Source organism: Nocardioides carbamazepini (assembly GCF_024614185.1).
Taxonomy (GTDB): Bacteria; Actinomycetota; Actinomycetes; order Propionibacteriales; family Nocardioidaceae; genus Nocardioides; species Nocardioides carbamazepini.
The window spans coordinates 889,697-916,645 of record NZ_JAHTLF010000016.1 but is presented as its reverse complement, the minus strand read 5'-3'; the positions used below and the strand labels follow the sequence as shown (position 1 = coordinate 916,645).

General features: G+C 72.1%; 27 protein-coding genes and 1 pseudogene. 12 read left to right on the top strand and 16 right to left on the bottom strand.

Annotation, left to right across the window (positions count from 1 at the left end; all coding sequences use genetic code 11):
- Nucleotides 1-55: 55 nt before the first annotated feature.
- Genes KVF89_RS16995 through glpX form a run of 5 tightly spaced genes read left to right on the top strand, consistent with a single transcriptional unit; the run spans nucleotide 56 to nucleotide 4,159 of the window.
- On the top strand, nucleotides 56-466 hold the full coding sequence (locus KVF89_RS16995) for a TOBE domain-containing protein (RefSeq protein WP_257427269.1): 411 nt from the start codon (nucleotides 56-58) through the stop codon (nucleotides 464-466).
- A 10-nt stretch (nucleotides 467-476) separates the two neighbouring features.
- On the top strand, nucleotides 477-1,268 hold the full coding sequence (modA, locus tag KVF89_RS16990; protein ID WP_257427268.1) for a molybdate ABC transporter substrate-binding protein: 792 nt from the start codon (nucleotides 477-479) through the stop codon (nucleotides 1,266-1,268).
- Entirely contained in the window at nucleotides 1,268-2,053 is a 786-nt protein-coding gene (locus tag KVF89_RS16985) for an ABC transporter permease (protein ID WP_257427267.1), read from the top strand. Before modA ends, KVF89_RS16985 begins: the two co-directional genes overlap by 1 nt.
- Nucleotides 2,050-3,105, top strand: coding sequence for a sulfate/molybdate ABC transporter ATP-binding protein (locus KVF89_RS30450; RefSeq protein WP_257427265.1), 1,056 nt, complete (start codon nucleotides 2,050-2,052; stop codon nucleotides 3,103-3,105). Before KVF89_RS16985 ends, KVF89_RS30450 begins: the two co-directional genes overlap by 4 nt.
- Before the next feature lie 40 nt (nucleotides 3,106-3,145).
- Complete coding sequence (gene glpX, locus KVF89_RS16975) at nucleotides 3,146-4,159, top strand: class II fructose-bisphosphatase (protein ID WP_257427264.1); 1,014 nt, start codon at nucleotides 3,146-3,148, stop codon at nucleotides 4,157-4,159.
- On the opposite strand, the gene KVF89_RS16970 is transcribed toward glpX, so the two are convergent.
- Nucleotides 4,156-4,782 (bottom strand): TetR family transcriptional regulator, encoded by a 627-nt coding sequence (locus KVF89_RS16970; RefSeq protein ID WP_257427263.1) that lies wholly within the window; start codon nucleotides 4,780-4,782, stop codon nucleotides 4,156-4,158. The genes glpX and KVF89_RS16970 overlap by 4 nt on opposite strands.
- 121 nt (nucleotides 4,783-4,903) lie before the next feature.
- On the opposite strand from KVF89_RS16970, the gene KVF89_RS16965 reads away from it, so the two are divergent.
- Nucleotides 4,904-5,635 (top strand): DUF981 family protein, encoded by a 732-nt coding sequence (locus KVF89_RS16965; protein WP_257427262.1) that lies wholly within the window; start codon nucleotides 4,904-4,906, stop codon nucleotides 5,633-5,635.
- 42 nt (nucleotides 5,636-5,677) lie between these two features.
- On the opposite strand, the gene KVF89_RS16960 is transcribed toward KVF89_RS16965, so the two are convergent.
- Nucleotides 5,678-6,508 carry a lipase family alpha/beta hydrolase gene (locus tag KVF89_RS16960; RefSeq protein WP_257427261.1) on the bottom strand — a complete coding sequence of 277 codons (831 nt, stop codon included), beginning with the start codon at nucleotides 6,506-6,508 and terminating at the stop codon, nucleotides 5,678-5,680.
- A gap of 57 nt (nucleotides 6,509-6,565) precedes the next feature.
- Between KVF89_RS16960 and KVF89_RS16955 the strand changes: the two genes are divergently transcribed.
- Complete coding sequence (locus tag KVF89_RS16955) at nucleotides 6,566-7,468, top strand: alpha/beta fold hydrolase (protein WP_257427260.1); 903 nt, start codon at nucleotides 6,566-6,568, stop codon at nucleotides 7,466-7,468.
- Nucleotides 7,469-7,477: 9 nt separating this feature from the next.
- Here KVF89_RS16955 and KVF89_RS16950 read toward each other — a convergent pair whose 3' ends face one another.
- Genes KVF89_RS16950 through KVF89_RS16935 form a run of 4 tightly spaced genes read right to left on the bottom strand, consistent with a single transcriptional unit; the run spans nucleotide 7,478 to nucleotide 11,798 of the window.
- Nucleotides 7,478-8,677 (bottom strand): ABC transporter ATP-binding protein, encoded by a 1,200-nt coding sequence (locus tag KVF89_RS16950; protein WP_257427259.1) that lies wholly within the window; start codon nucleotides 8,675-8,677, stop codon nucleotides 7,478-7,480.
- Nucleotides 8,678-8,684: 7 nt separating this feature from the next.
- Nucleotides 8,685-9,530: a carbohydrate ABC transporter permease gene (locus KVF89_RS16945; protein WP_257427258.1), complete on the bottom strand. Its 846-nt coding sequence runs from the start codon at nucleotides 9,528-9,530 to the stop codon at nucleotides 8,685-8,687.
- 1 nt (nucleotide 9,531) lies between these two features.
- On the bottom strand, nucleotides 9,532-10,467 hold the full coding sequence (locus tag KVF89_RS16940; protein WP_257427257.1) for a carbohydrate ABC transporter permease: 936 nt from the start codon (nucleotides 10,465-10,467) through the stop codon (nucleotides 9,532-9,534).
- Complete coding sequence (locus tag KVF89_RS16935) at nucleotides 10,464-11,798, bottom strand: extracellular solute-binding protein (RefSeq protein ID WP_257427256.1); 1,335 nt, start codon at nucleotides 11,796-11,798, stop codon at nucleotides 10,464-10,466. The genes KVF89_RS16940 and KVF89_RS16935 overlap by 4 nt, the downstream gene beginning before the upstream one ends.
- Before the next feature lie 129 nt (nucleotides 11,799-11,927).
- Between KVF89_RS16935 and KVF89_RS16930 the strand changes: the two genes are divergently transcribed.
- Nucleotides 11,928-13,130 (top strand): DUF4032 domain-containing protein, encoded by a 1,203-nt coding sequence (locus KVF89_RS16930; RefSeq protein ID WP_257427255.1) that lies wholly within the window; start codon nucleotides 11,928-11,930, stop codon nucleotides 13,128-13,130.
- A gap of 3 nt (nucleotides 13,131-13,133) precedes the next feature.
- Here KVF89_RS16930 and KVF89_RS16925 read toward each other — a convergent pair whose 3' ends face one another.
- On the bottom strand, nucleotides 13,134-14,153 hold the full coding sequence (locus tag KVF89_RS16925) for an asparaginase (RefSeq protein ID WP_257427254.1): 1,020 nt from the start codon (nucleotides 14,151-14,153) through the stop codon (nucleotides 13,134-13,136).
- A gap of 65 nt (nucleotides 14,154-14,218) precedes the next feature.
- Here KVF89_RS16925 and KVF89_RS16920 point away from each other — a divergent pair, with 65 nt between their 5' ends.
- Together KVF89_RS16920 and KVF89_RS16915 are read left to right on the top strand one after the other, a co-directional pair.
- Nucleotides 14,219-14,890 carry a YdeI/OmpD-associated family protein gene (locus tag KVF89_RS16920; protein WP_257427253.1) on the top strand — a complete coding sequence of 224 codons (672 nt, stop codon included), beginning with the start codon at nucleotides 14,219-14,221 and terminating at the stop codon, nucleotides 14,888-14,890.
- 45 nt (nucleotides 14,891-14,935) lie between these two features.
- Nucleotides 14,936-15,277, top strand: a pseudogene (locus tag KVF89_RS16915) (DUF6194 family protein); the annotation flags it as partial.
- Nucleotides 15,278-15,335: 58 nt separating this feature from the next.
- On the opposite strand, the gene KVF89_RS16910 reads toward KVF89_RS16915, so the two are convergent.
- The 9 genes from KVF89_RS16910 to KVF89_RS16870 all read right to left on the bottom strand — a co-directional run bounded on the left by KVF89_RS16910 (nucleotide 15,336) and on the right by KVF89_RS16870 (nucleotide 23,725).
- Nucleotides 15,336-16,640, bottom strand: a complete 1,305-nt coding sequence (locus tag KVF89_RS16910) for an HNH endonuclease signature motif containing protein (RefSeq protein WP_257427252.1) — start codon at nucleotides 16,638-16,640, stop codon at nucleotides 15,336-15,338.
- A gap of 340 nt (nucleotides 16,641-16,980) precedes the next feature.
- Complete coding sequence (gene thiC / locus KVF89_RS16905) at nucleotides 16,981-18,687, bottom strand: phosphomethylpyrimidine synthase ThiC (RefSeq protein WP_257427251.1); 1,707 nt, start codon at nucleotides 18,685-18,687, stop codon at nucleotides 16,981-16,983.
- Entirely contained in the window at nucleotides 18,684-19,373 is a 690-nt protein-coding gene (gene thiD / locus KVF89_RS16900) for a bifunctional hydroxymethylpyrimidine kinase/phosphomethylpyrimidine kinase (protein ID WP_257427250.1), read from the bottom strand. The genes thiC and thiD overlap by 4 nt, the downstream gene beginning before the upstream one ends.
- Nucleotides 19,370-19,945 (bottom strand): thiamine phosphate synthase, encoded by a 576-nt coding sequence (locus KVF89_RS16895; protein WP_257427249.1) that lies wholly within the window; start codon nucleotides 19,943-19,945, stop codon nucleotides 19,370-19,372. Before KVF89_RS16895 ends, thiD begins: the two co-directional genes overlap by 4 nt.
- Complete coding sequence (locus tag KVF89_RS16890) at nucleotides 19,942-20,703, bottom strand: thiazole synthase (RefSeq protein ID WP_257427248.1); 762 nt, start codon at nucleotides 20,701-20,703, stop codon at nucleotides 19,942-19,944. The genes KVF89_RS16895 and KVF89_RS16890 overlap by 4 nt, the downstream gene beginning before the upstream one ends.
- Nucleotides 20,700-20,906, bottom strand: coding sequence for a sulfur carrier protein ThiS (gene thiS / locus KVF89_RS16885; protein WP_257427247.1), 207 nt, complete (start codon nucleotides 20,904-20,906; stop codon nucleotides 20,700-20,702). Before thiS ends, KVF89_RS16890 begins: the two co-directional genes overlap by 4 nt.
- Nucleotides 20,903-21,910, bottom strand: a complete 1,008-nt coding sequence (locus tag KVF89_RS16880) for an FAD-dependent oxidoreductase (protein WP_257427246.1) — start codon at nucleotides 21,908-21,910, stop codon at nucleotides 20,903-20,905. Before KVF89_RS16880 ends, thiS begins: the two co-directional genes overlap by 4 nt.
- Nucleotides 21,911-21,923: 13 nt before the next feature.
- Nucleotides 21,924-22,529, bottom strand: coding sequence for a thiamine phosphate synthase (gene thiE / locus KVF89_RS16875; RefSeq protein WP_257427245.1), 606 nt, complete (start codon nucleotides 22,527-22,529; stop codon nucleotides 21,924-21,926).
- Between the two features lie 104 nt (nucleotides 22,530-22,633).
- The gene (locus KVF89_RS16870) at nucleotides 22,634-23,725 is read right to left on the bottom strand and encodes an FAD-dependent oxidoreductase (RefSeq protein ID WP_257427244.1); all 1,092 of its coding nucleotides are present in this window, start codon (nucleotides 23,723-23,725) and stop codon (nucleotides 22,634-22,636) included.
- Between the two features lie 166 nt (nucleotides 23,726-23,891).
- On the opposite strand from KVF89_RS16870, the gene KVF89_RS16865 reads away from it, so the two are divergent.
- Nucleotides 23,892-25,157 (top strand): choice-of-anchor P family protein, encoded by a 1,266-nt coding sequence (locus KVF89_RS16865; protein ID WP_257427243.1) that lies wholly within the window; start codon nucleotides 23,892-23,894, stop codon nucleotides 25,155-25,157.
- 89 nt (nucleotides 25,158-25,246) lie between these two features.
- Nucleotides 25,247-26,935 carry a fumarate hydratase gene (locus KVF89_RS16860; protein ID WP_257427242.1) on the top strand — a complete coding sequence of 563 codons (1,689 nt, stop codon included), beginning with the start codon at nucleotides 25,247-25,249 and terminating at the stop codon, nucleotides 26,933-26,935.
- Nucleotides 26,936-26,949: the final 14 nt, after the last annotated feature.

The window sequence follows — 26,949 nt, the reverse complement described above, 5'->3', positions numbered from 1 at the left end:
ACGCATCTGCGGCGAATAGTTGATCAATGTGCCGCAGATGCGACAGGGTGGCGCCATGACCGACTACCGCGTCGCCGAGGCCGCCGAGCTGCTCGGCGTCTCGACGGACACCGTCCGCCGGTGGATCGAGGCGGGGCGGGTGCCCAGCAGCACCGTCGACGGCCGGACCGTCATCCCCGGCCCCGACCTCGCCGCGCTCGCGGCGTCCCTCGTCGACGAGGCCGACCGCGACCGGACCCGCGCCGGCGAGGTCAGCGCCCGCAACCGGATGACCGGCATCGTCACCCGGGTCCTCGCCGACACGGTGATGGCCCAGGTCGAGATGGTCTGCGGCCCCTACCGGGTCGTCTCCCTGATGAGCGCCGAGGCCGCGACGGAGCTGGGCCTGGCGCCCGGCGTACGCGCGATCGCGTCGGTCAAGTCCACCACGGTCGTCGTCGAGCGACCCGTCCCGAGGAAGTCCTGAGGAAGCACTGATGAAGAAGACTCGGCTCCGGATCGGTGCCACCGGCGCCGCCGTCCTGCTCGCCCTCCCGCTCGCCGCGTGCGGCGACGACGGCGGGAGCGGCTCCGGCAAGGGCGGCGACAGCACGCGGACGCTGACCGTCTTCGCGGCCGCGTCGCTCACGAAGACCTTCGAGGAGATGGAGAAGGAGTTCGAGGACGCCCACGCCGGTGTCGACGTGAAGCTGTCCTTCGGCGGCTCCTCGGACCTCGTCGCGCAGATCGCCGAGGGGGCCGAGGCCGACGTCTTCGCCTCCGCCGACACCGCCAACATGGACAAGCTGGTGACAGGCGAGCTCGCCGCCGGCGACCCGTCGGAGTTCGCGACCAACACGCTGACGATCGTGGTCCCGCCGGGCAACCCCGCCGGGATCACGAGCCTGGCCGACCTGACCGGCACGGACGTCAACCTGGTCCTCTGCCAGCCCGAGGTCCCCTGCGGCAGCGCCTCGCTCAAGGTGGCCGAGACCGCCGGCCTCACCCTCGCGCCGGTCAGTGAGGAGCAGTCGGTGACCGACGTCCTCGCCAAGGTGGAGTCGGGTGAGGCCGACGCCGGCCTCGTCTACGTCACCGACGTGACCGCCGCCGGCGACAGGGTGGAGGGCGTCGCGTTCCCCGAGGCCGCCGACGTCGTCAACCGCTACCCGATCGTCGCCGTCGAGGGCTCGGCCGAGGCCGGCCTCGCGCAGGAGTGGATCGACCTCGTCCTCGGGGACGGCCAGGCGATCCTCCACGAGGCCGGGTTCGGCGCGCCGGCCGCCTGATGGCGCGCACCCGGCACGTCGGCCTGCCGCGCTGGCTCTTCGCGCCCGCGCTGCTGGCCGGCGTGTTCGTGGTGCTCCCGGTCGCCTCGATGGCCACCCGGATCGCCTGGGGCGAGTTCCCGACGCTGGTCACCTCCGAGGCGGCCGGCTCGGCCCTGGTCCTGAGCCTGAAGACCTCGACCGCGAGCACCCTCCTGTGCCTGCTGTTCGGCATCCCGCTGGCGGCCGTGCTCGCGCGCAGCGAGGCCCGCTGGCTCGGCGTACTGCGCTCGCTGGTGCTGCTCCCCCTCGTCCTGCCTCCGGTCGTCGGCGGCATCGCGCTGCTCTCCACCTTCGGCCGGCAGGGCCTGCTCGGCGAGCATCTCGAGACGCTCGGCATCCGGATCGCGTTCTCCTCGATCGCTGTCGTGCTCGCCCAGACGTTCGTGTCCCTGCCGTTCCTGGTCGTCAGTCTGGAGGGCGCGTTGCGCACCGCCGGCGAGCGGTACGACGTCGTCGCGGCCTCACTCGGCGCGCGCCCCACCACGGTGCTGCGCCGTGTCACGCTGCCGCTCGTCCTGCCCGGCCTGGCCTCGGGCGCGGTGCTCGCGTTCGCCCGGTCGCTGGGCGAGTTCGGTGCGACCATCACCTTCGCCGGCAGCCTCGAGGGCACCACCAGGACCCTGCCGCTGCTGATCTACAACCTGCGGGTCACCGACGCGGACGCGGCGGTCGCCATGTCCCTGGTGCTGGTCGTCGTGGCGGTCCTGGTGATCGGCCTGGTCCGACCGCGGGGGGCACTGTGACGGCCCGGGTCGAGGTGGTCGTCGCGGAGCGCGGCGTCGACGTCGCCTTCGAGGTCGCCGAGGGCGAGACGGTCGCGCTGCTGGGCCCCAACGGCGCCGGCAAGTCGACCACGCTCGCGGTGCTCGGCGGCCTGCTCCGCCCTGACGCCGGGCGGGTCGTGCTCGACGACACGGTGCTGACGAGCTGTGGGCCGACCGGCCCCCCTCGCTGGGTCGCGCCGCACGCGCGCCGGACCGCTCTGCTGGCACAGGATCCCCTCCTCTTCCCCCATCTGTCCGTCCTGGAGAACGTCGCCTTCGGCCCGCGCAGCACCGGCAGCGGGCGCCGCGAGGCCCGCGCCGCGGCCGAGCACTGGCTGGCGGAGGTCGATGCGGGCGAGCTGGCCGACCGCCGACCGGCGCAGCTCTCCGGCGGCCAGGCCCAGCGGGTGGCGGTGGCCCGGGCGCTGGCGGCCGAGCCCCGGCTGCTGCTCCTCGACGAGCCGATGGCGGCCCTCGACGTTGCCGTGGCCCCCGCGCTGCGCACCCTGCTCCGCCGGGTGCTCGCCGACCGGACGACCGTGATCGTCACGCACCACGTGCTCGACGCCCTCCTGCTGGCCGACCGCGTCGTCGTCATCGACGGCGGGCGCGTGGTCGAGCAGGGCACGACCGGCGACGTGCTGGCCCGCCCCCGCAGCGCCTTCGCCGCCCGGTTCGCGGGCCTCAACCTGGTCGCGGGCGACGCCACCCACGACGGCGTACGACGCCCGGACGGCGTCACCGTGCACGGCACGCCCGGCGACCCGCCGCCGGTCGAGGGCGCCGCCGCGGTGGCGGTCTTCCGCCCGTCGGCCGTCGCCGTCCACCGGGAGCCACCCGGTGGCAGTCCACGCAACGCGCTGCCCGTCGTGGTCACCGAGCTCGAGCCGCTCGGCGACCTGGTCCGGGTCCGCGCCGGCGACCTGGCCGCCGACGTGACCGTGGCGTCCGTCGCCGAGCTGGGCCTGGTGCCGGGTGCCGCGGTCACCTTCGTGGTCAAGGCGACCGAGGTCGACGTCTACTCACGGTAGGAATCAGGGGTGGGCGCCGCGGAACGATAAGGTTCGCCTCATGAACGAAGCCCTCATCGTGGAGCCGCCCGCCCCCGACCGCAACCTCGCCCTGGAGCTGGTGCGGGTCACCGAGGCGGCCGCGATGGCGGCCGGCCGGTGGGTCGGCCGGGGCGACAAGAACGGTGCCGACGGCGTCGCGGTGCAGGCGATGCGCGTCATGATCTCCAGCGTCAGCATGAACGGCACCGTCGTCATCGGCGAGGGCGAGAAGGACAACGCCCCCATGCTCTACAACGGCGAGAGCGTCGGCGACGGCACCGGCCCCGAGTGCGATGTCGCGGTCGACCCGATCGACGGCACCACCCTGACCGCCAAGGGCATGGCCAACGCGGTCGCCGTCCTCGCCGTCGCGCCGCGGGGCACGATGTACGACCCGTCCGCGGTGTTCTACATGGAGAAGCTCGTCACCGGCCCCGAGGCGGCCGAGGTCGTCGACATCCGCTATCCGGTCGCCGAGAACATCCACCAGGTCGCCAAGGCCAAGGGCTCCAACCCCTCCGACGTCACCGTCGTCCTCCTCGACCGGCCGCGGCACGCCACGCTGGTCGACGAGATCCGCGCGACCGGCGCCCGGATCAAGTTCATCACCGACGGCGACGTCGCGGGTGCGATCATGGCCGCCCGCGCCGACACCGGCATCGATCTGCTCATGGGCATCGGCGGCACCCCCGAGGGCATCATCGCCGCCTGCGCGATGAAGGCCACGGGAGGCACCATCCAGGGCCGGCTGTGGCCCACCGACGATGAGGAGCGCCAGCGCGCCATCGACGCCGGCCACGACCTCGACCCCGACCACATCCTCACCACCGACACCCTGGTCACCGGCGACGACTGCTTCTTCGTCGCGACCGGGATCACCGACGGCGAGCTGGTCCGCGGCGTCCGCTACCGCGCCGGTGGCGCCGTCACCCAGTCGCTGGTGATGCGCTCGCGCAGCGGCACGATCCGCACCATCACCTCCGAGCACCAGCTCTCCAAGCTCCGCGGCTTCAGCAGCATCGACTTCGACTAGGGCGCTGGTCGCGCGGGTCGCGCCGCGCGGACCAGCTCCAGCAACCGGGCCACGTCGATCACGGCGTCGGCCACCGGGTCCTCGTCCCCGGTGGCGGCGCCGTAGAGCAGAGCGGCGTCGAGCATGCGGACGACGAGGTCGAAGTCCCGGCTCTCGGCGACCTCGCTCCAGCCGCACCGCTCGAGGGCGTCGCGCAGCGCGTCCAGCAGGGCGGGCCGGGAGGCGGCCATGATCGGGCGCAGGTCCGGGTCGGCGGTGGCCTCGAGCATCGGCTGGAGCCGCCGGGTGACGACGGCACCGTCGAGCGCGGGTGCATAGAGCACCTCGAGGAGCAGCGCCGCGGTGGCGCTCGCCGAGCGCCGGCGCCGCGGCAGCGAGCGGGCCCGCTCCGCCGCCCCCGCGGACCGGATCCCTTCGGCGGCGGCGACCGCGGCGGCGTACAGCTCCTGCCGGGTCGGGAAGTAGTAGCCGGCCGAGCCGGCCGGCACGCCCGCCGCCGCCGCGACCCGGCGGTGGGTCACCGCGTCCGGGCCCTCCTCGATGAGCAGGCGCGCCGCAGCCTCGGTCATCGCCTGCGCGCGCTGGGCGCTGCGCTCCTGGGTGCGTCGGGGAGCGGTGGCCACGAGCGCCAGCCTACGCACCGGCCTGCGGCCGGCCACTGCCACGGAATATCTATACGCGCGTATAGGTTCTGTTGGACGAGGGTCGAGATCCGGCCCCACGGTTCAACCAGAGGTGCAGCACATGAACAGCCTTGCGGCCCAGGAGGGCCTGAAGATCGACTGGGCGAACATGCCCACCTACAACACGATCATGGCGGTCGCCGTCGGCGCCGGGCTGATCGGACTCGTCCTGCTCGGCCGCGAGCTCCTCCGCGCGCCGGACGAGGTCGAGCCGGACGGCTGGGCGCTCACGTTCGGTGTCCTCGGCACCGTCCTCACCACGACCGGCCTGCACATGACGCTGACTTGGCCGCTCGCGGCCGGAGGCTTCCCCTTCGACAACATCATCTTCGGAGAGACCAGCCTGGGCTTCGGCGTCCTGCTCCTCGCCGCGGCGCTCTACCTGTGGAAGCGCGGAGCCACCGCGCTCGCGAGCAGCAAGCCCGTCGAGGCACTCGCGCGGGTCGCCCAGCCGATCACGGTGTTCGTCGGCGGCCTCGGCCTGAGCCTGCTCGCGATCGCGGTCGCCGGCATCAAGTACGAGCTGTTCGCCGCGCCCGCCGAGGAGCCCATCTCGGGCGCCTTCGCCGACCACCCGATGGTCGAGGCGACGTTCATGTCGCTGCTGATCGCCCTCGTCGGTCTCGGCGCCCTCGCCTTCGCCGTACTGGTGAACCGGATCCGCTCGACCGGAACGGCCGGCGTCTGGGGCCGCGTCACCGGCTGGCTCTGGGGCCTGTCGGGCATCCTGTTCCTGCTGTTCGGCGCGATGAACTTCTTCACGCACATCGGACTCATCGTCAACACGATGTGAGCCGGGCCGGTCCCCCGTCGTACCCGGCATCCGGGTCGTGGCTCAGGCAGAGTCGCGACCCAGATGCCGGGTACGACGCGTGTCCGGCACCAGCAGCGCGGCGGCGACCACGTCGATCACCCGCGGGTCCACCGCCATGCCGATGTGCGACGCACGCACCTCGACCGCGGCACCCGCAGGGTCGATGCAGGCCCGCCAGTCGACGATGCCGTCGCGCCGGGAGTAGACATTGGTCATCGCGACATCGGCGCGCAGCGGCTCCTGCGACTCGGTGAAGCTCAGGTGCGCGCACTCGCCCGCGACGCAGTCCTCGCTCATCAGGCCGGGGACGCCCACGTCGGAGAGCCGGTTGAGCACCCGCACGCCGCGGGTGAGCAGGGCGTGATGGGCCGCCGGAGCCCGCATGGGGCTGCCCATGGTGACGATGCCCGACACCAGGTCCGGGCGCCGCGCGGCCAGGCCGCGGGCGATCATCCCGCCGAGGCTGTGGCCGACGATCTGGACCCGGGCGTCGCGCCGCTCGGCGATCTGCTCCAGCCTGGCCTCGAGCGCGAGGGCCGAGCCGAGGGTGCACCCGACGTTGGCGTGGATGCGCGAGCGGTAGGTGCGGAACCCGCGCCCGCGCAGCTCGCTCGCCATCGCGGTGAGCGTCCAGTCACCGGCGAGGAAGCCCGGGATCAGCAGCACGGGCTCGGCGAGCCGCGCCGCCGAGCGCACGGCGACCGGGGTACGACGCCGCACGCGCCGGGACGCGCCACGACGGGCCGCGAACCGACCGGCCTCGGTGACCACGCTGCCCTCCCGCAGCAGCGCGGCCAGCGCCGGGCGGCCGAAGCCGTCCGGCAGCAGCCAGGGTGCCAAGGTGTTGCTCACGTCACAAACCGTACCCAGTTGAAACGACAACTACCCGCATTTGGGCACACTGGTGGCATGACCGCCTCGGACGAGCTGCTGGCGCCGGTGTCGACGGGCGTCGAGCTCTGCTACCAGACCTTCGGCGACCCGGCCGGCGATCCGCTGCTGCTGGTGATGGGGCTCGGTGGCCCGATGACCTGGTGGCCCGAGGAGCTGTGCGTCCGATTGGCGGAGGCCGGCTTCCACGTCGTGCGCTACGACAACCGCGACACCGGTCGGTCGACGCGGATGAGCGGGCGGGTGACCACGGGGCGCCTGGCCCGCGCGTTCGTCGGCCGACCCGTCGCGGCGCCGTACTCGATCGGCGACCTGGCGCAGGACGCCCTCGCGCTGATGGACCATCTCGGGTGGACCTCGGCCCACGTCGCCGGCATCTCGATGGGCGGCATGATCGCGCAGACGATGGCGCTCGCGGCGCCCGAGCGGGTGCGGAGCCTGACCAGCATGATGTCCACCACCGGCGGCCGGAGGGTCGGCTGGCAGAGCCCCGCCCTCCTCCCGACCCTGGCGACGCCCCGCGGTCCGGGCCGGGAGGCCTACATCAGCCGCGCGCTGGTCGTGTGGGGGATCATCGGATCGCCCGGCTTCCCGTACGACGAGGCGGAGCTGCGCCGCCGGGCGGGCGAGACCTGGGACCGCGGCATCGACGAGGCCGGCGTGCTGCGTCAGATGATGGCCGTGGTGACCCAGCCCGACCGCACCCGCAGCCTGGCGGCGCTGCGGCTGCCGACCCTCGTCATGCACGGGCTCGCCGACCGGATGGTCCATGTCTCGGGTGGGCGCGCGACCGCGGCGGCGATCCGCGGCGCCGAGCTGGTCGTGATCCCGGGCTGGGGCCATGACCTGCCGGCCGCACTGTTCCCGACCTTCATCCGCGGCATCCGCCGCACCGCCGACCGCGCCCGTCGCGAGGCCTGATCATCGCGGTCAGGCGCTCACCTCGGTGCCCGGGATCCGGCCGGCGCGCGAGTGGTCGACGGTGAGGTTCTCCCCCGAGGCCGGGTCGAAGAGGTGGATGCGGCGTCCGTCGACCCAGATCTCCGCGTCCTGGCCCTCCACGATCCTGCTGGCGCCGTCGAGCGAGACGACGAGCTGGGTGCGCATCGCCTCGCCGTCCAGGTCCTTCTCCAGCTGGTGCAGCTGCTGCTTCACCTCGTCCGGGGCCTCGAAGGGGATGTAGGCGTAGGTCTCGTTGCCCAGCCACTCCACCGCGTCCACGTTCGCCGAGAACGTCGACCCGCTGCGCCCCTCGGCGGCCGCCAGCGAGGCGTCCTCGAAGTGCTCGGGCCGGATGCCGGCGATGAGCAGTCCGCGCCCGGCGGCCCGCTCGGCCTTCTCGGCCGGGATCTCGACGCTGCCGAACGGCAGCTGCACCCGGTTCCCCTCGACCGTCGCGGGCAGGAAGTTCATCGGCGGCGAGCCGATGAAGCCGGCGACGAACAGGTTGCCGGGGTTCTCGTAGAGCTCACGCGGCGTCGCGAGCTGCTGGAGCAGTCCGCGCTTGAGGACGGCGACCCGGTCACCGAGCGTCATCGCCTCGGTCTGGTCGTGGGTGACGTAGACGGTGGTGATGCCGAGCCGCTTCTGCAGCCGGGCGATCTCGGTGCGCATCTGGCCGCGCAGCTTGGCGTCGAGGTTGGACAGCGGCTCGTCGAAGAGGAAGGCGTCCGCCTGCCGCACGATCGCCCGGCCCATGGCGACCCGCTGCCGCTGGCCGCCGGAGAGGTTCCCGGGCTTGCGCTCGAGGTGCTCGTCGAGCTCCAGGGTGGCCGAGGCCTCCCGCACCAGCCGGTCGACCTCGCTGTCCGGCTTCTTGGCCAACCGGAGGGGGAACGCGATGTTCTCGTAGACGGTCAGGTGCGGGTAGAGCGCGTAGTTCTGGAACACCATCGCCAGGTTGCGCTCGCGGGGCGCGAGGTCGTTGACCCGCCGCTCCCCGATCATCATGTCGCCGGAGGTGATGTCCTCCAGCCCGACGATCATCCGCAGCAGCGTGGACTTCCCGCAGCCCGACGGCCCGACGAGGATCATGAACTCCCCGTCCGCGACGTCGATCGAGACGTCGTTGACGGCCGGGAAGCCGTCGCCGTACTGCTTGACGATGTTCTTCATCGTGATGGCAGCCATCAGTGGTTCACCCCTTCACGGCGCCGGAGGTCAGGCCGGCGACGATCTTGCGCTGGAAGATCAGGACGATGATGACGATCGGGACGGTCGCGATGACCGCTCCCGCGGCCAGCAGCGAGGCCGGCCGGTTGAACGGGTCGGAGCCGACGAAGAACGACAGGGACGCCGGGATCGGTCGGGCGTTCTCGGTCGAGGTGAGCGAGATGCCGAACACGAAGTCGTTCCAGGCGAAGAAGAAGGTCAGGATCGCGGCGGTGAAGACGCCCGGTGCCGCCAGCGGCACGATCACCTTCCGGAAGGCCTGCCACGACGTCGCACCGTCGACCTGCGCCGCCTGCTCCATCTCCCACGGGATCTCGCGGAAGAAGGCGGAGAGGGTCCAGATCGCCAGCGGCAGCGTGAACGACATGTACGGGATGATCAGGCCGGGCCAGGTGTCGTAGAGGCCGATCGCCCGCCACATGTCGAAGAGCGGGCCGACCAGCGAGACCACCGGGAACATCGCGATCGCCAGGGCGATCGTGAGCACGGCCTTCTTGCCGCGGAACTCCAGCCGGGCGATGGCGTACGCCGCCAGCGTGGCCACGACGACCGAGAGCAGGGTCGCGATCAGGCTGATGCCGATCGAGTTGAGGATCGCCCGTCGGAACTGCTCGTTGTCCCAGACCGCCTGGTAGTTGTCCCAGCCGGCTCCCCCGCCGTCGGAGGGGAAGAAGCCCGGGCTGCCGTTGGTGATCGCGGTCTCGGACTTGAAGGACAGCGAGATGATCCAGACCACGGGCAACAGGCACCAGACCATGATCAGGACGCAGCCGACGATGATGCCGATGCGGTTACGGATTCCGTTGCCCATCTCAGGACTCCTGCCGTGCCTGCGCCAGGTCGACGCGGAAGAGCTTGACGATCGCGAACGCCACCACCAGGACCGAGAGGAACAGCAGCACCGACAGCGCGGAGCCCATGCCCAGCTGGAACTGCTCGATCGTCTGGCGGTAGGTCAGGAAGCTGATCGACTCGGTCTTCACCGCGCCCGCGGTCATCACGAAGATGTTGTCGAAGATCCGGTAGGCGTCGAGCGCCCGGAACAGGACGGCGACCATGATCGCCGCGCGCATGTTCGGCAGGATCACCTTGGTCAGCCGTTGGGTCCAGGTGGCGCCGTCCACCTTCGCCGCCTCGATCATGTCCTCGCTGACCTGGGCGAGCCCGGCCAGCAGCAGCAGCGACATGAACGGCGTGGTCTTCCAGATCTCCGACACCATGATCGCGACCACCGAGGAGCCGGTCTGGCCGAACCAGTTGAAGTCGTCGCCGACGAACGGCAGCCAGCCGTTGACGAAGCCGTTCTGGAACGAGAAGGCGAACTGCCAGGCGAAGCCGGAGACGACGGTGATGATGCCGTAGGGGATCAGGATCGAGGTGCGGATGACGCCGCGGGCGAAGATCACCCGATGCATCACCATGGCGAACGCGAAGCCGATGACCAGCTCGATCGCCACCGTCACCACCATGTACAGCACGGTGACCCCGGTGGTCTGCCAGAACAGCGGGTCGGTCAGCGCGGTGAGGTAGTTGCTGAGTCCGACGAAGTTGCGGTCGTCGGGGGCGGTCAACGCGTAGTCGAAGGTGGACAGGTAGAGCGCGCGCAGCATGGGGAACGCCGTCACCAGCAGCATCAGCACGATGGCCGGCGCGACCAGCTTCTGGCCCAGACGGGTCTCCGCCCGGGAGCGGTCACTGACCACCGCCTTGGCGGGCTTGCCCTTGACGGGTGCGGTCACGGTGCTCACAGCAGCGACTTCCCTTCCAGCACGTCCTTCAGGTAGGTCGCCGACTCCTCCGGGGTGTCCGCCGGGTCGACCGAGGTGGGCGAGTGCCACTTGGCTTGGATGGCGCCCGAGATCATCGCGTAGAAGGCGCTCTTGGGCCGAGGACCGCCCTCGTCGACGCTCGTGCGGAAGAGCTCGACGAGGTCCGCCGGGTAGTCGCCACTGGCCACGACCTTGTCGTAGGCCGCGTTCGTGGACGGCATCAGGCCGTTGTCGAGAGCCAGGTCCACCTGCGCCTGCTCGGAGGTGATGCAGCGACCCGCCTCCATCGCGAAGTCGGGGTGGTCGCTGTAGGCGCCGACGCCGATGTCGATCCCGCCCACCGGCGGCTTCGACGTCTCACCCGCGACCGTCTCCGGGTAGCGCGCCCAGCCGAGGTCGGCGAACTGCTCCTCGGTGACGTCGGACCCGACGAGACCCTCGTAGTTCTTGTAGACGAAGGTCCAGTTGACCATGAACTCGCCGGCTCCGCCCTCCGGGAACATCTGGCCGAGGCTGGTGCCCTCGTTGGAGACGCTCAGGTCCGGTTGGGCCGCCTTCGAGTCGGCGAGCTTCTGAATCACCTCGGCGGCCTTGCGGCCCGCATCGGAGCCGATGTCGACCTTCGCGTCGCGCCCGGCCTCGGTGTCGGAGACGATGTCGCCGCCGGCGCCCTGGACCAGGGCGTTGATCCACACGACGTAGGCCTCGTACTTGTTCGCCTGGACGCCGACGGTGCCGCCATTGTCGGCCGCGGCCTGGATCACCTGGTCCCAGGTGACCGGCTGGGTCATGTCGAGTCCTGCCGCCTGGGCCAGCGACTTGCGGTACCAGAGCACCTGCGTGTTGGCCCACAGCGGGATCGCGTAGACCTTGTCGTCCCAGGTGACGGTCTCGGCGGCGCCGGAGAGGTAGTCGCCCTCACCCTCGACGCTGGTGGTGATCGCGTCGGCGAGGTCGCCCGTCACCTCCTGCAGCCAGCCCGCGTTGGCGAACTCCGCCACGAAGACGGGGTCGAGGTTCATCAGGTCGGTCGAGGAGTCCTCTGCCGCCAGCCGCCGGGCCAGCTGGGTGCGCTGGTCCGTGGCTCCGTTCGGGAGCAGCTGCACGTCGATGTCGTAGTCGTCGGTGCTGCACTCCTTCGCGTACTTCTCGAAGGTGTCGACCCCGTCGGGGTTGACGTACCAGTTGAGCACCGGCTTCCCGGACCCACCGCAGGCGGTGAGGCCTCCGGCCGCGAGCACGGCGACGGCCGCGAGCGCAGCGCACCGGCGTCGAGATCCCCGTCCGAGCGGACGGATGGTTGGTCTCATCGCCCCGATCACCCCTCCCAGAGTGTGGCGTGTGTCACCCAGTCCTACCCCCAGTCGGGGTCTTTGTCCACGACCCCGTGCTGCACAGGTGCCCGTGACGTGCTCGTTCAGACGCCGTAGGTTTCGCTCATGGCGCTGCATGTCGTCGCCGCTCGTACCGACCCGGCCCTGTTCCGGCTGCCGTGGTCGCGTCCGCTGGCGGAGTGGGAGGACTGGTACGTCGTGCCGCTCCCCCTCGGCCTGTCCCGGCATGTCGTCCGGGTGATCCAGGTGAACCGGCAGTTCCTCGCGGCCAAGGAGACCGAGGAGGCGATCGCGCTGCGGGAGTACGACCTGCTGCGCGACCTCCAGCGCCTCGACCAGCCGGCCGTCGTTCCGCGGGGCGTGGTGACGGGGAGGACCACCCCGGACGGCGAGCCGCTGCCGGCCGCGCTGCTCACCGAGCACCTGCACTACTCGCTCCCCTATCGCACCGTCTTCCAGCACGGGCTGCGCTCCGACCAGGTGCCGGCGCTCGTCGACGCGCTCGTGGTGCTGCTCGTCCGGCTGCACCTCGCGGGCTTCTTCTGGGGCGACGTGTCGCTGTCGAACGCGCTCTTCCGCCGCAGTGCCGGTGGATTCGCGGCCTTCCTGGTCGACGCCGAGACCGGTGAGCTGCGGTCATCGGTGTCCGACGCGATGCGCGAGCAGGACGTGACGGTGGGGGTCGAGAACATCTTCGCCGAGCTGATGGACCTCCAGGCCAGCGGCGACACGGACATCGAGGTCGACGCGTTCGCGATCGTCGACCAGCTCGCGGAGCGCTACCACGCGCTGTGGGACGAGCTGACCGCCGTGGAGGAGTTCAGCGCCGACGAGTGGTACCGCGTCGAGCAGCGGATCGCGCGTCTCAACGACCTCGGCTTCGACGTCGACGAGCTCGACGTGCAGGCGGACTCCGACCGGGTCCGGATCCAGCCCAAGGTCGTCGAGGCCGGCCACCACCGGCGGGAGCTGCGCGAGCTCACCGGGCTGGTCGCCGAGGACAGCCAGGCCCGCAAGCTGCTCAACGACCTGGCGGCGTTCACCGCCCACGGCGGCTACGACGACGAGGACCGCGAGGTGGTCGCCCGGCGCTGGCTGACCAGCGTCTACACGCCGATCGTGGACCTGCTGCCGGCGGCGCTACGTCGCGCCATCTCCGCCCCGGAGTACTTCCACGAGGTGATGGAGCACCGCTGGGCGCTCTCCGCCGAGGCCGGTCACGAGGTCGACATCTTCGACTCGGCCCGCGACTACGTGGCGGACGTGCTCCCCCACCGGCCGCCGGACACGCCTTCGGGGCTGGGGTAGCGATCAGGGACGGCCGCGGAGCTCGAACTCGGCGGCGAGGTCGCTCCGCGGGACCGGGCCATGCAGCGCCAGCGCCCACAGCAGCAGCCGGGCCTTGACCGGCGACAGCCAGCCGGCGCCGACCGCACCGCGGGCGGTGAGGTCGATCTCCGAGCCCGGGTAGCCGTACATCGCCCGTCCCGTGGGGCCCGAGCCGGTCCGCGAGGCGAAGACCACCGGCACCCGGCCGGCCATCCGTCCCACCGCCTCGGCCATCCGCGCCGACACGTGCCCCGCGCCGAACCCGGCGATGACCACACCGTCGACGCCGTTCGCCCCGCCGGCCCGGATCGCGTCGAGCACGTATCCGTCGTCGCCGAGGTAGGTCGCGACCAGCGGGACCCGCGGATCGCCGGTCTCCTGGCCCGGAGGCAGCCGCAGCGGGGGCACTCGCGCGGCGGGTACGGCGTACACGACCTCGCCCTCGACGCAGCGCCCGATCGGCCCGAACACCGGTGAGCGGAAGGCGCTGGTCGACATCGAGTCGGTCTTCGCGACCCAGCGGGCCTGGTGCAGCTCGTCGTCGAAGGCCACGAGCACGCCGCGCTCCCGCGAGACCGATGCGAGGGCGCAGCGCACGGCCGTGAGCAGGTTGGCCGGGCCGTCCGCGCCGGCGACCTGCGGCGAGCGCATCGCGCCCGTGACGACGAGCGGCTCGGGGCGGTCCCAGAACAGGTCGAGCAGGTAGGCCGACTCCTCGAGCGTGTCGGTGCCCTGGGTGACGACGACGCCCCGCGCGCCCGCATCGACGACGGCACGTGCCCAGCCGAGGGTGCGCAGGATCGTCGGCTCGTCGAGCGACGGGCTCGGCAGCTGCGCGAGGGTCTCGGCGCGGATGGCCGCGATCTCCCCGAGCCCGGGCACGGCGGCCACGAGCCGCTCGGCGGACAGGGTCGGCACGATCTCACCGCCGTCGGTCGCGTTGGAGGTCGAGGCGATGGTGCCGCCGAGGGCACCGATGGCGACGGTGGGCGTGCCGGTCATGGCGCCATCCTCGCGGATGTGGCCGGATGTGGCCGGATGTCGGCGCGCGGTGACAGGGTGACGGCATGTCCCAGGACCAGATCCCCGGCCGGATGGGCGGTTCGGCCGAGCGGCCCGCCCGCTTCTTCGCCGACGCCGCCGAGTTCGGCGCGTGGCTGGCCGCGCACCACGACACCGAGACCGAGCTGTGGATGGGTCTCTACAAGAAGCACGTGCCCGACCGCGGCCTGACCTGGGCGCAGGCGGTCCCCGAGGCGTTGTGCTGGGGCTGGATCGACTCCGTCGCCCAACGCATCGACGACGACGCCGTCCGCCAGCGGTGGACGCCGCGCAAGAAGACCAGCAACTGGAGCAAGGTCAACATCGACCTCGTCGAGAAGCTGCGCGCCGAGGGTCGGATGCAGGCTTCCGGGCTCGCGATCTGGGAGCAGCGGCGGCGCGACGCCGCGCCCTACACCCACGAGGCCGACCCCGCGATGGTGCTGCCGCCGGCCTACGCCTCTCAGCTCGCCGCCTCCCCCGCGGCCACCGCCTTCTGGGAGGCCGCCACCAACACCTATCGCCGGATCTGCACCAACTGGGTGATCACCGCCAAGCAGGAGTCGACCCGCGAGCGCCGGATGGCCCAGCTGGTCGAGGACTCCGCAGCCGGCCGGCTCATCCCGAGCCAGCGCTACGGGGAGATCCCGAAGTGGGTCGAGCGGGCTGCGGCCGCCGCGGCGGCCGCGGCCCGCTGACGATCTCGGCCAGGACGGCGCCCGCCCGCAGCAACGCCAGCATTCGCTGGGCGACGCATCGTGACCAGGGACTACCCCGACGACGCCGTCAGCCGGCTGGAGCCACCCGACCGTTGGCGGCTCAACATCCACGTCGGGAGGGTGCGGTTCATCGAGCTGCTCGGTGAGGCGCCGGGTGCGCCGACCCGTGCGGACGTCGACCTCGCCGCCGCCGACACCGTGCTCCCGCACCCCGTCTACCGGGCCCAGGGTTGGGTGGCGATGGTCTGCCCGGGACCGGAGACCCTGGCACCGGCGCTGCGCCTGCTCCGTGAGGCGCACGAGGCCGCGCGTCGGCGCCACGCTCGCCGTACGGCGACGCGGCCCGCGGCTGACCTTCCGAACTGATCCGGACGCGCCTGAAGCCCCGCAGATGGGTGGTTCTGCGGGGTCCGGGGCGGGGTGGCTACTGGTCCGGTGGGTGTCCGGGATGGATGGGGTGGGTGCCGTGGTGGTCGACGCGGAACCGGTGGCCGGTGGGGCTGGTCCAGATGTAGGTGGCCGGCATCGGAATGTCGTAGGCCCAGGTGGAGTGGGTCTTCGCCCGATGGTGCCGTCGGCATAGCGCGACCTCGTTGCACGGACAGGTGAGTCCACCCTGACCGTAGGGCCGGGCATGGTCGACGTCGCAACGCTGCGCAGGTCGAGAGCAGTGGGGGAACCGACACGTGTGGTCCCGCAGGATCACGCGGGTGCGGTGACGCTCGGGGATCTCGTAGGAGCCGACGGGGAGATGGTCGGCCAGGTCGATGACCGGTCGCACGATGATCGTGGTGTGCCCGACCCGGAGCCATTCGCGGATCTGGGCCGAGGTGATGGGGCAGCGGCCCTCCTCCCACCGGCCCACCGGGTTCGCCAACGGGTGATCGTCGCTGATGGTGGTGTCGGTGATGTGGACGTTGAGGACGACCTTGCGGCCCGGGACGGTGGCGATGATCTCGCCGGTGTCGGGGTCGGGGATCAGCAGGTCCAGGGCGAGGTCCTGGCGGGCGAGCTCGGCGGCGGCCTTGGAGCGCCGCACGTCGAGCGACGACTCGTCGCCGAGCTTCGCGAGGGTCTCGGCTCGTCGGGCGACCGCCTGGTTGAGGTCGTGGCCGTCGGCGGCATCGAGGAGGGCGTCGAGGTGGACCAGGCCGTGCTCGTCGACTCCACCGATGTCGAACCGACGACCGTCAGCCGCGGCCCGTCGTTCGGCCTCGGCCTGTTCGGGGTCGAACCGGATCACCGCCTCGGCGACGAGTCGTTCGAGCTGGGCCCACCCGACCCCGGAGGCGTCCCACAGCTGCCGGTCCACGAACCCGGCCGCCTCAGCGCAAAGAGGGCGGGTGAGGTCGGCGATCCGTTCGGCCCGCCACGGCGCCAACCGCCCCGTCGTCACAGAGTTGTAGACGTTGGGGAGCCGCCAGGCGCACTCGATGACCCGCCCGGCATAGGCCCGTCCACCGTCCGGGGTGCGGCCGAGGACGGCGATGAGCTCCATCAACGCGAACTCGCTGACCAGGGGTGCACCTGGTCCGGCGATCGGGACCCCGGTGTCGAGGTAGCCCTCGGTGATGGTCGCCGCGCCCTCGGGGCTGTCGATGATGTGGTCGCCGGCCCAGGTGACGATCCCCGCCCACTCCTCGACGAGGAGCTGGTTGCGGGCCTCGACCCCAGCACCCAGGCGCGACAGCAGCGAGGCTGTCGTGCGGGGCGTGGTTCCGAGATCCATGACTGGATTCTCCCACCCGGCTACGACACTTCAAAGCGGCGGAAACCCGCTTGTGGACAGGCGAAACCCGATCGGTGGGGTGTGGAGAGCCAACGTCACCATCCGTGACAGAAGTGGCCCGATCCGACAGCCGGACCGCAGCCCGACCGCCGGACCCAGCCATCTCCCCGACCTTCCTCGTCGCTGCCTTTCGGAACGGAACCGGCCACCCGACCGAAGCCCGCGGACAGCCCCCGCAGCACGACCGGCGAGCCACGACGACACCAACCGACCTCCCCGGCCTTCCCCACCTCCCCGACCTCCCCGGCCTTCCCCACCTCCCCGACCCCCAGGAGCCCCCTCACCCCGCGGACGGCTCGACGTACACCGACGCCCCCAGCTCGAGGAACTCCGCCGACTTCTCCTTCATCCCCAAGGCGGCGTCCTCCGCAGAGAGCTCCGACCCGAACCGCTCCCGCACGTCCTGGCTGATCCGCATCGAGCAGAACTTCGGGCCGCACATCGAGCAGAAGTGCGCGGTCTTTGCGTTCTCGGCGGGCAGGGTCTCGTCATGGAAGGACTCGGCCGTGACCGGGTCGAGGGACAGGGCGAACTGGTCGTGCCAGCGGAACTCGAAGCGGGCCTTCGACAGCGCGTCGTCCCAGTCGCGGGCGCCGGGGTGACCCTTGGCCACGTCGGCGGAGTGCGCGGCCAGCTTGTAGGTGATGACGCCGGTCTTCACATCGTCCCGGTTGGGCAGGCCCAGATGCTCCTTGGGCGTGACGTAGCAGAGCATCGCGGTGCCGTGCATGGCGATCGTGGCGGCGCCGATGGCGGAGGTGATGTGGTCGTAGCCGGGCGCGATGTCGGTGGCGAGCGGGCCGAGCGTGTAGAACGGCGCGCCGTGGCACCACTCCTGCTGCAGGCGGACGTTCTCCTCGACCAGGTTCAGCGGGACGTGGCCGGGCCCCTCGACCATGACCTGCACGTCGTGCTCCCACGCGCGAGCGGTGAGCTCGGCGAGCGTGCGCAGCTCGGAGAGCTGGGCCTCGTCGTTGGCGTCGGCGGTGGCGCCGGGGCGCAGGCCGTCCCCGAGCGAGAAGGACACGTCGTACGTCGCGAAGATCTCGCACAGCTCGTCGAAGTGCGTGTAGAGGAAGTTCTCCTCGTGGTGGGCCAGGCACCAGCCGGCCATGATCGAGCCGCCCCGGCTGACGATCCCGGTCACCCGGCGCGCCGTCAGCGGCACATAGCGGAGCAGCACGCCCGCGTGGATCGTCATGTAGTCGACGCCCTGCTCGCACTGCTCGATCACGGTGTCGCGGAAGACCTCCCAGCTCAGCTTGTCCGCCTCCCCGTTGACCTTCTCCAGCGCCTGGTAGATCGGGACGGTGCCGATCGGCACGGGGCTGTTGCGGATGATCCACTCGCGGGTCGTGTGGATGTCCTCGCCGGTGCTGAGGTCCATGACGGTGTCGGCGCCCCAGGTGATCGCGTGGGTGAGCTTGTCGACCTCCTCCGCGATCGAGGAGGTCACCGCGGAGTTGCCGATGTTGGCATTCACCTTCACCAGGAACCGCCGGCCGATGATCATCGGCTCCGACTCGGGGTGGTTCACGTTGACGGGGATGATCGCGCGGCCGGCGGCGACCTCGCTGCGCACCAGCTCGACGTCACAGCCCTCGCGAACGGCGACGTACCGCATCTCGTCGGTGACGATCCCCGCGCGGGCGTAGGCCATCTGCGTCACCGGCGCGCTGCCGGAGGCACGCAGCGGCGCACGGCGCGCGCCCCGCCACTCCCCCTGCGCCGCGCCGCGCCGGATGGCCGAGCGGCCGTTGTCGACGAGCTGCGTCTCCCGCCCCTCGTAGGGTGCGACGTCGCCGCGGGCGGCGACCCAGTCGGCGCGCAGCGGCGGCAGGCCGACCTCGGGATCGGAGCCGGGCCCCTCGGTGCAGTAGCGGTCGAACGTCTCGCCGTTCGTCAGGGCGACGCGGGTGAACGGCACGGCGAGGTCGCCGGCGTCGTCGCTCTTGAGGATTCGGGTGTGGGCGGGGTGGACGGTCATGCGATCTCTCCTTGGGTGGGGGCGGAGTGGTGGATGTGGGCGACCGGCCCGCGACCGCGGCCGAGGGTCCAGTCCCTGCCGAGGCACAGCTGCCGGGCGACGTACGCCGCGGCGCGGTCGGCCGCGGTCGGGATGTCGGCGCCGTGCGCCAGGTACGCCGCGAGAGCACTGCTGTGCGTGCAGCCGGTGCCGTGGTCGTTGGTCGTCGCGATGTCACCGCCGCGGGTCACGATGACGCCGGGCCGATCGGGCCGGCCCAGCGCCACGAACTCCTCCTCGTTCGGCGTCGCGACCGTGGCGACGGGCAGCAGGTGGGTGCGATAGGCGTCGACCACGGCGGCCGGGGCCAGGACGGCACCGGACGTGGCGACCAGCACGGGGTCGACGACGAGCAGCCGATCCGCGCACCGGTCCGCGACGAGCCGGACGACGTCCGGCGTCCCGAGCATCCCGGTCTTCACGGCGACCGGATCGAGGTCCTCGAGGACCGCGTCGAGCTGGGCCTCGACGATGCCGTACGGCACCGCGTGGATCGCCCGCACGCCGGTCGTGTCCTGCGCGGTGACGGCGGCGACCACGCACGCGCCGTGGACGCCGAGCGCCGCGAAGGTCGTCAGGTCCGCGGCGATGCCCGCGGCCCCGCCGGAGTCGGTGCCGGCGATCGTCAGCACGACCGGGGGGTTCACGGCCGCACCTCGCCCAGCAGCGCGGCGACGACGGCGCCCGGGTCGTCCGCCCGCATGACGGCGCCCATCACCGCGACGCCGTAGGCGCCCTCGGCCCGCGCCTGCGCCGCGTTGGCAGCGGTGATGCCGCCCAAGGCGAACACCGGCAGCGGCAGCCCCGCGAACGCGGAGGCGGGCACCGGCGGCCCGTAGCCCGGCTTGCTCTGCGTCGAGGAGTACGGCGACAGGGTGGCCCACCAGGCGCCGTCGGCCGCCGCGGCGACCGCGTCGGCGCGGCTGTGGCAGGAGCGTCCCCACCGGGTCGCGACCTCCGGCACGGTGGTGCCCGCGGGCAGGTGGACGCCCGCGCACCCCGGCACCGGCCGGTGTGCCGCGATGACCTCGAGCCCCGCCGACCGCGCCTGATCGGCGATCGTGGCCCGCTCGTCGTCCGGCAGGTCGGTCTCGCGCAGCAGCACGGTCAGCAGCCCCGCCCCGGCGGCCGCGCCGAGCACGTCGCACAGCGAGCGACCCACCGGCACCTGCGTCCGGTCGGTCAGCACGACGAGCCGCCGGCTCCCGGCGTGGTTCATCCGATCCTCCCGAGGACCGGGCTGGACGCTCGGGCCTCGTTGCGGCGCGGGATCCGACCGGCCGACCAGGCGAGCCGCCCGGCCTCCACCCCCAGCCGCAGCGCCGACGCCATCGCGACGGGGTCGTCGGCGCGGGTGACGGCCGTGGCGGCGAGGACCGCGTCGCAGCCGAGCTCCATGGCCAGCGCCGCGTCGCTCGCCGTGCCGACCCCGGCGTCGAGGACGACCGGGATCTCGACCGCCGCCCGCACCGCCGCGATCGCATGCGGGTTGAGCACACCCAGGCCCGATCCGATGGGCGAGCCGAGCGGCATCACCGCCGCGCAGCCGGTGTCGGCGAGGCGCCGCGCGAGCACCGGGTCGTCGGTGGCGTAGGGCAGCACGACGAAACCGCGCCGGACCAGCTGCTCGGCGGCGTCGAGCAGCTCGACGGCGTCCGGCAGCAGCGAACGCTCGTCGCCGATCACCTCGAGCTTCACCCAGTCCGTCCCGAGCGCCTCGCGACCCAGCTCGGCGGTCAGCACCGCCTCCCGCGCGGACAGGCAGCCTGCCGTGTTCGGCAGCAGTCGCACCCCCGCGCCGCGCAGCGCGGCGAGCAGCCCGCCCTCCGCCGGCGACGACGTACGCCGCATCGACACCGTCACCAGCGCCGGCCGCGCCGCCTCCAGCACCGGGCCGACCAGGGCGACGTTCGGCAGCCCGCCGGTCCCCAGGAAGAGCCGCGAGGTCAGTGACTCACCGGCGATCGTGAGCGTCATCCGCCCTGCACCGCCGTCACGATCTCCACGACGTCGCCCTCGACGAGCGGCCGGGCGGGCCAGTCGCCGCGCGGGACGACCTCCTCGTTGACCGCGACCGCGACCCCGTGCGGGCGGGGGTCACCGAGCCGGGTCGCCAGCAGGTCGGCGACGGTCGCGCCGTCGAGCGCGACGACCGCTCCGTTGCAGGTGATCGTCATCATGCTCCTTGCGATACGGCGCCGGGGAACCGACGCGGGTCGAGGGCCGGCTCGATCACGCCGGTCTCCAGGTGGTCGGCGACGAGCCGTGCCGTCAGTGGCGCCAGCAGGACCCCGTGCCGGTAGTGCCCGGCCGCGAGGACGACGTCCGCGACGCCGCTCGGCCCCACCAGTGGCAGGCCGTCGGCGGTCGCGGGCCGGTCGCGCGCCGTCCCCTCGACGAGCTCGGCACGGTCGAGCGCGGGCCACAGCGTCCGGGCGGCCGTCAACAGCCGGAGCGCTCCGCCGGCCGTCACGACCGGCGGCGCCGCGTGGGCCTCGGAGGTCGCGCCCAGCACGACCCGCCCGTCGCCGCGCGGCACCAGGTAGACGGGCTCACCGCCGACCCAACCGCGCACGGTCCGGCGCGGCGGGTCGTCCGAGCGCAGCCGGAGGATCTCGCCGCGCACGCCCGACACCAGGCCGGTCCACGGCTCCGGCAGCGCCGCGCCCGTCGCGACGACAGTGACGTCGGCGTCCGCCCGGGCCACCCCCCGCAGCGGGACGCGGTCGAGCAGCGCCGCGCACACCGCGCGCGGGTCGACGCTCGCCTCGTCGGGCAGCAGCGCTCCGCCCGCCGCGCGGGCCAGCGTCGGCTCGGCCGACCGCAGTCCCGCACGGCCCAGCAGCTCGACCGGGTGACCGTGACGATGCAGCAGCGCGGCCTGCCGCTCGACCTGTTGGAGGTCGCCGCCGTCGTACCCGACGAGCAGGGTGCCGGTCCGGCGCAGCCCGACCTCCAGCCGCGCGGCGAGCGCCGGCCACAGCGCCAGCGACGCCAGCCCGAGCCGGAGGATCTCCTCCTCGCCGTGCCAGACCTCGGCGGCCGGGCTCAGCATCCCCGCCGCGGCGTACGACGCCCCGCCGGCCGGGTGGGGGTCGACCACCGCCACGTCGTGGCCACGGCGCACGAGCTCCTCGGCGACCGTAAGGCCCACGATCCCCGCGCCGAGCACGTCGACGCGCATCCCCGTCGCCATCTCAGGCGAGCGCCGCGAGGAGCTCCTTCGCTGCCACCACCGGATCGGGATGTCGCCAGATCGCGCCGATCACGGCGACGCCGTGCGCCCCGGCCTCGCGCACCTCGCCCGCGGTACCCGCGGTGATGCCGCCGATCGCGAGGAGGGGCAGCAGGCCGGTCGCGTCGGTCATCGCCGCGACACCCAGCGGGGCGGGCAGGCCGGGCTTGGAGTCGGTCGCGAACACCGGCCCGAAGCCGGCGTAGTCGGCGCCGTCGGACGCGGCCGCGGCGACCTCCGCACGGGTGCGGCAGGTCGCGCCGACCACCAGCCCGGGAGCGAGCCGCCGGGCGTCGGCGACGGCGAGGTCGGCAGCACCGAGGTGGACGCCGTCCGCTCCCGCCGCCAGGGCGACGTCCAGCCGGTCGTTGACCACGACCGTGACGCCGGCCGGCCGGACCGCGGCGAGGACCGTGCGGGTCAGCGCGACGAGCGCGCCGGTCGGCAGCGCCTTGTCGCGGACCTGGAAGCCGTCGATGCCGGCGTCGACCAGCGCGGGCAGCAGGGAGAGGTCGTCGTCGTGCGAGACCAGGCAGTGCAGCCTGGGGAACTGGGGCAGTGCGCTCATCGTGTCCGTTCCTTCGCCGGCATGATCCGGATCAGGTGTGACGGTCGGAGCGGCTCCAGCTCCCTCTCAGCCCGCTGCCGCGGACTCCCGTGGGTGGTCGTGCGTCACGCTAGCGCACGGTCGTCGGCGATCTCCAGGGGGTGCTCGACGAGGTAGCGACGTACGGCCAGCGCCGCCGCGCGCCCCGCCCGGTTGCCGCCGATCGTGCTCGCCGACGGGCCGTAGCCGACCAGCTGCACGCGCGGGTCGCGGAGCGCCGTCGTCGCGGTCTGCACGTCGGCTCCGCTCTGCAGCAGGGCGATCCCCCCGTGCTCGCTGCGCAGGCGCAACGGCGCGAGATGCCCGACCGCGGGCCGGAAGCCGGTCGCCCAGAGGATCACGTCGGCCCGCTCGAAGGCGCCGTCCGCCCAGCGCACGCCGTCCGGCTCGATCCGCGCGAACATCGACCGCCGCCGTTCGTAGACCCCCAGCCGGGCAGCCTCCTGCTCCTGCGGTCGCAGGGCGAGTCCGGTCACGCTGACCACGCTCGCGGGCGGCAGCCCGGCCCGGACCCGCTCCTGCACGAGCTCGATCGCGTGCCGGCCGGCGTTCTCGTCGAAGTGGTCGCGCCACACCGGCGGCCGCCGGGTCACCCAGACGACGTCCGCGCGTGGCGCGAGCTCCCCCAGGAACTGCACCGCCGACGCGCCACCGCCGACCACGACGACCCGCCGTCCCGCGAAGTGCTCGGGCCCCGGGTAGTCGGCGGTGTGCAGCTGCTCCCCGCGGAAGGTCTCGGCGCCCGGGTAGTACGGCAGGAACGGCCGGGTCCAGGTGCCGGTCGCGTTGACGAGCGTCCGCGTCGTCCACGACCGCCGCCCTGCACGGACGACGAGCAGGTCGCCGTCGCCGTGCACCTCATCGACCCGCACCGGCCGCACGACCGGGAGCCGGTGCGTGCGCTCGTAGTCGCCGAACCAGGCGGGCAGGACGACATTCGCGCGGTCGGCGGAGTCTCCCGGCGCGGGCGCGTCGGGCAGGTCGGCCACACCGTGGACGTCGTGCATCGACAGCGAGTCCCACCGGTGCTGCCAGGCGCCCCCGGGGCCGTCGTCGGCGTCGAGCACGACGTGGTCGACACCGAGCCGGGCCAGGTGGAAGGACGCCGACAGCCCGGCCTGGCCGGCCCCGATCACCACCGCGTCGTACACGTCCACGGGGAAGGAACGGCCACCTCCGTCCGAATATGCCCGGGCCGTGACCTTCTGGGTGACTCCTCGTTGATTCCCTCGGGAACGCTCTCCCGGCTCGTTCAGCGCTGTCCGGGGTGGTTTGCCTTGGGGGGCAAATTCATACAACCAACACGGATGGGAATGGGGTCCCGTGAACGTGCGGAAATTCGTCTCCTTTGTCGCCTTCACCCTGCTGGGTGTCGGCCTTGTCGCCGTTCCGGCACCTGCCCACGCGGCAGAGACCACCGGCTGGGCCTACAACGCCGCGACCGGCGCGACCTACGTCAAGGCGATCGGGGGCGTCGTCCAGTCCGACCTCACCGCCCAGACGGGCGTGTCCGGCGGCAACTTCTCCCGCGTCTCGGAGAACAGCACCGTCGGTGGCCAGGTCAGCCAGCTGCTGACCATCGGCGCGGCCCAGACCAAGACCACCGCTGACTACTCCAGCGCCGGCACGACCCTGACCTCCTGGGCGCGTACCGCCGGCGTCAGCCTGCTGAACGGCCTGATCAAGGTCGACGCGATCGAGACCACGTCGGTCACGACCGGACATGCCAACGGCACCGTCACCCACACCGGCAACTCCGAGCTGCTGGGCATCAAGATCATCGGCATCGACCTGCCGGTGAAGATCCCCAAGAACTTCGCCGTGACCGTCCCCGGCGTGGCGACCGTCAGCCTCAACTACGACATGTCCGGCCAGGACGGCAACGGCGCGATCGCCGTCAACTGGGCGCTCGCCGTCCAGCTGCTCAAGCCGATCGGCGGCTTCGACATCGGTACGACGGTCCTCGTCAACCCGGTCAGCCAGGGCCTGATCCACGTCAACGACAACGCCGGCGCCATCCTCGGCGGCAATGCCTACGGGACCCGGATCGCGGCCAACGTCGGCTCCGACATCAAGATCGTCAGCGACCCGACCGCGCAGATCGGTGTCCCGTTCTCGTCCAGCGGTGGCCGCACGCTGCGCAACAGCACCGCGAGCGTGACCGTCCCGGGCCTGCTCAACCTCGGCGCCATCACGTCGACCTCGACGTCGAGCAAGACGGGCAAGGACGCCGAGATCGTCAACACCAACCAGCTGGCCGGGCTCAACCTCCTCGGCGGCCTGATCAAGGCCGACGCGATCGGGGTCAGCGCCAGTGGCAAGCGGGTCGGGACCCAGTGGACCGGCAGCATGAACATGACGCTGGTCAACCTGGTCATCGCCGGGAAGTCCATCCCGATCGACGTCTCGCCGAACACCACGCTCAAGATCGCCAACCTCGGCAAGGTGGAGATCAACAAGCAGGTCGTCAACAAGTCGATCCGCGCGAACCAGATCTACGCCCTGAAGATCACGCTCGACACCTCCACCGCCGGCCTGCCGGTCGGCGCCGTGATCGAGATCGGCCAGGCCAGCACGATCATCTACTGATCGCGCTCCGCACCGGTCGCGAGGGGCCGGGTCGCCAGCAGGCGGCCCGGCCCCTCGTGCGTTCCCCCACGGCGATATCCTCGGTAGCCGTGGCTGAAGCTGAGTTCCGATACTCCGACCTCCTCCCCACCGGCAAGGACGACACGCCCTACCGGTTGCTCACGAAGGAGGGCGTCGAGACCGTCGAGGGCCCCGACGGCCAGACCTTCCTCAGGGTCGATCCGGCGGCCATCCAGCGGCTCACCGCCGAGGCGATGCACGACATCAGCCACTACCTGCGGCCCGCGCACCTGGCGCAGCTGCGCAAGATCATCGACGACCCCGAGGCCTCGGGCAACGACCGCTTCGTCGCGCTCGACCTGCTCAAGAACGTCAACATCTCCGCCGGCGGCGTGCTGCCGATGTGCCAGGACACCGGCACCGCGATCGTGATGGGCAAGAAGTCCGAGGGCGTGCTCACGGGCGCCGAGGACGGCGAGTGGATCAGCAAGGGCGTGTACGACGCCTACACGAAGCTGAACCTGCGCTACAGCCAGCTCGCCCCGCTGACGACGTACGAGGAGAAGAACACCGGCACCAACCTTCCGGCCCAGATCGAGCTCTACTCCACCGCGCAGGGCGAGAAGGGGCCGGAGTACAAGTTCCTCTTCATGGCCAAGGGCGGCGGCTCGGCCAACAAGTCCTTCCTGTTCCAGGAGACCAAGGCCGTCTTGAACCCCAAGCGGATGCTGGAGTTCCTGGACGAGAAGATCCGTTCGCTCGGCACGGCCGCCTGCCCGCCGTACCACCTGGCCGTGGTCATCGGCGGCACCTCGGCGGAGTTCGCGCTCAAGACCGCGAAGTACGCCTCGGCGCACTATCTCGACAACCTCCCGACCGAGGGCTCCATGAGCGCGCACGGCTTCCGGGACCTCGAGCTGGAGGAGGAGGTCTTCAAGCTGACCCAGTCCTTCGGCATCGGCGCCCAGTTCGGCGGCAAGTACTTCTGCCACGACGTGCGGGTGGTCCGCCTCCCCCGCCACGGCGCCTCCTGCCCCGTCGCGATCGCCGTCTCCTGCTCGGCCGACCGCCAGGCGCTCGGCAAGATCACCGCCGACGGCGTGTTCCTCGAGCAGCTCGAGACCGACCCGGCGCAGTACATGCCCGACGCGGGTGTCGCCGAGGACATCTCGGGCGGGGAGGTCGTCAAGGTCGACCTCAACCGGCCGATGAGCGAGATCCTCGCCCAGCTGTCGTCGTACCCGGTCAAGACGCGGCTCTCGCTGACCGGCCCGCTCGTGGTCGCCCGCGACATCGCGCACGCGAAGATCCAGGAGCGCCTCGACGCCGGCGAGGAGATGCCCGACTATCTCAAGAACCACCCGGTCTACTACGCCGGCCCGGCCAAGACCCCCGAGGGCATGGCGTCCGGCTCGTTCGGCCCGACCACCGCCGGGCGGATGGACTCCTACGTGAAGTCCTTCCTGGCCGCGGGCGGCTCGATGGTCATGCTGGCCAAGGGCAACCGGAGCAAGCAGGTCACCGAGGCGTGCGACGCGTACGGCGGCTTCTACCTCGGCTCGATCGGCGGGCCGGCGGCGCGGCTCGCCCAGGACTGCATCAAGAGCCAGGAGGTCATCGAGTACCCCGAGCTCGGCATGGAGGCGGTCTGGAAGATCGAGGTCGAGGACTTCCCCGCGTTCATCGTGGTCGACGACAAGGGCAACGACTTCTTCACCGACCCGGGCGGCACCGTGACCGTGCCCGTCAGCGGCATCCGGGTGCGCTCCGCGGAGTAGGAGATCCCGCGGGC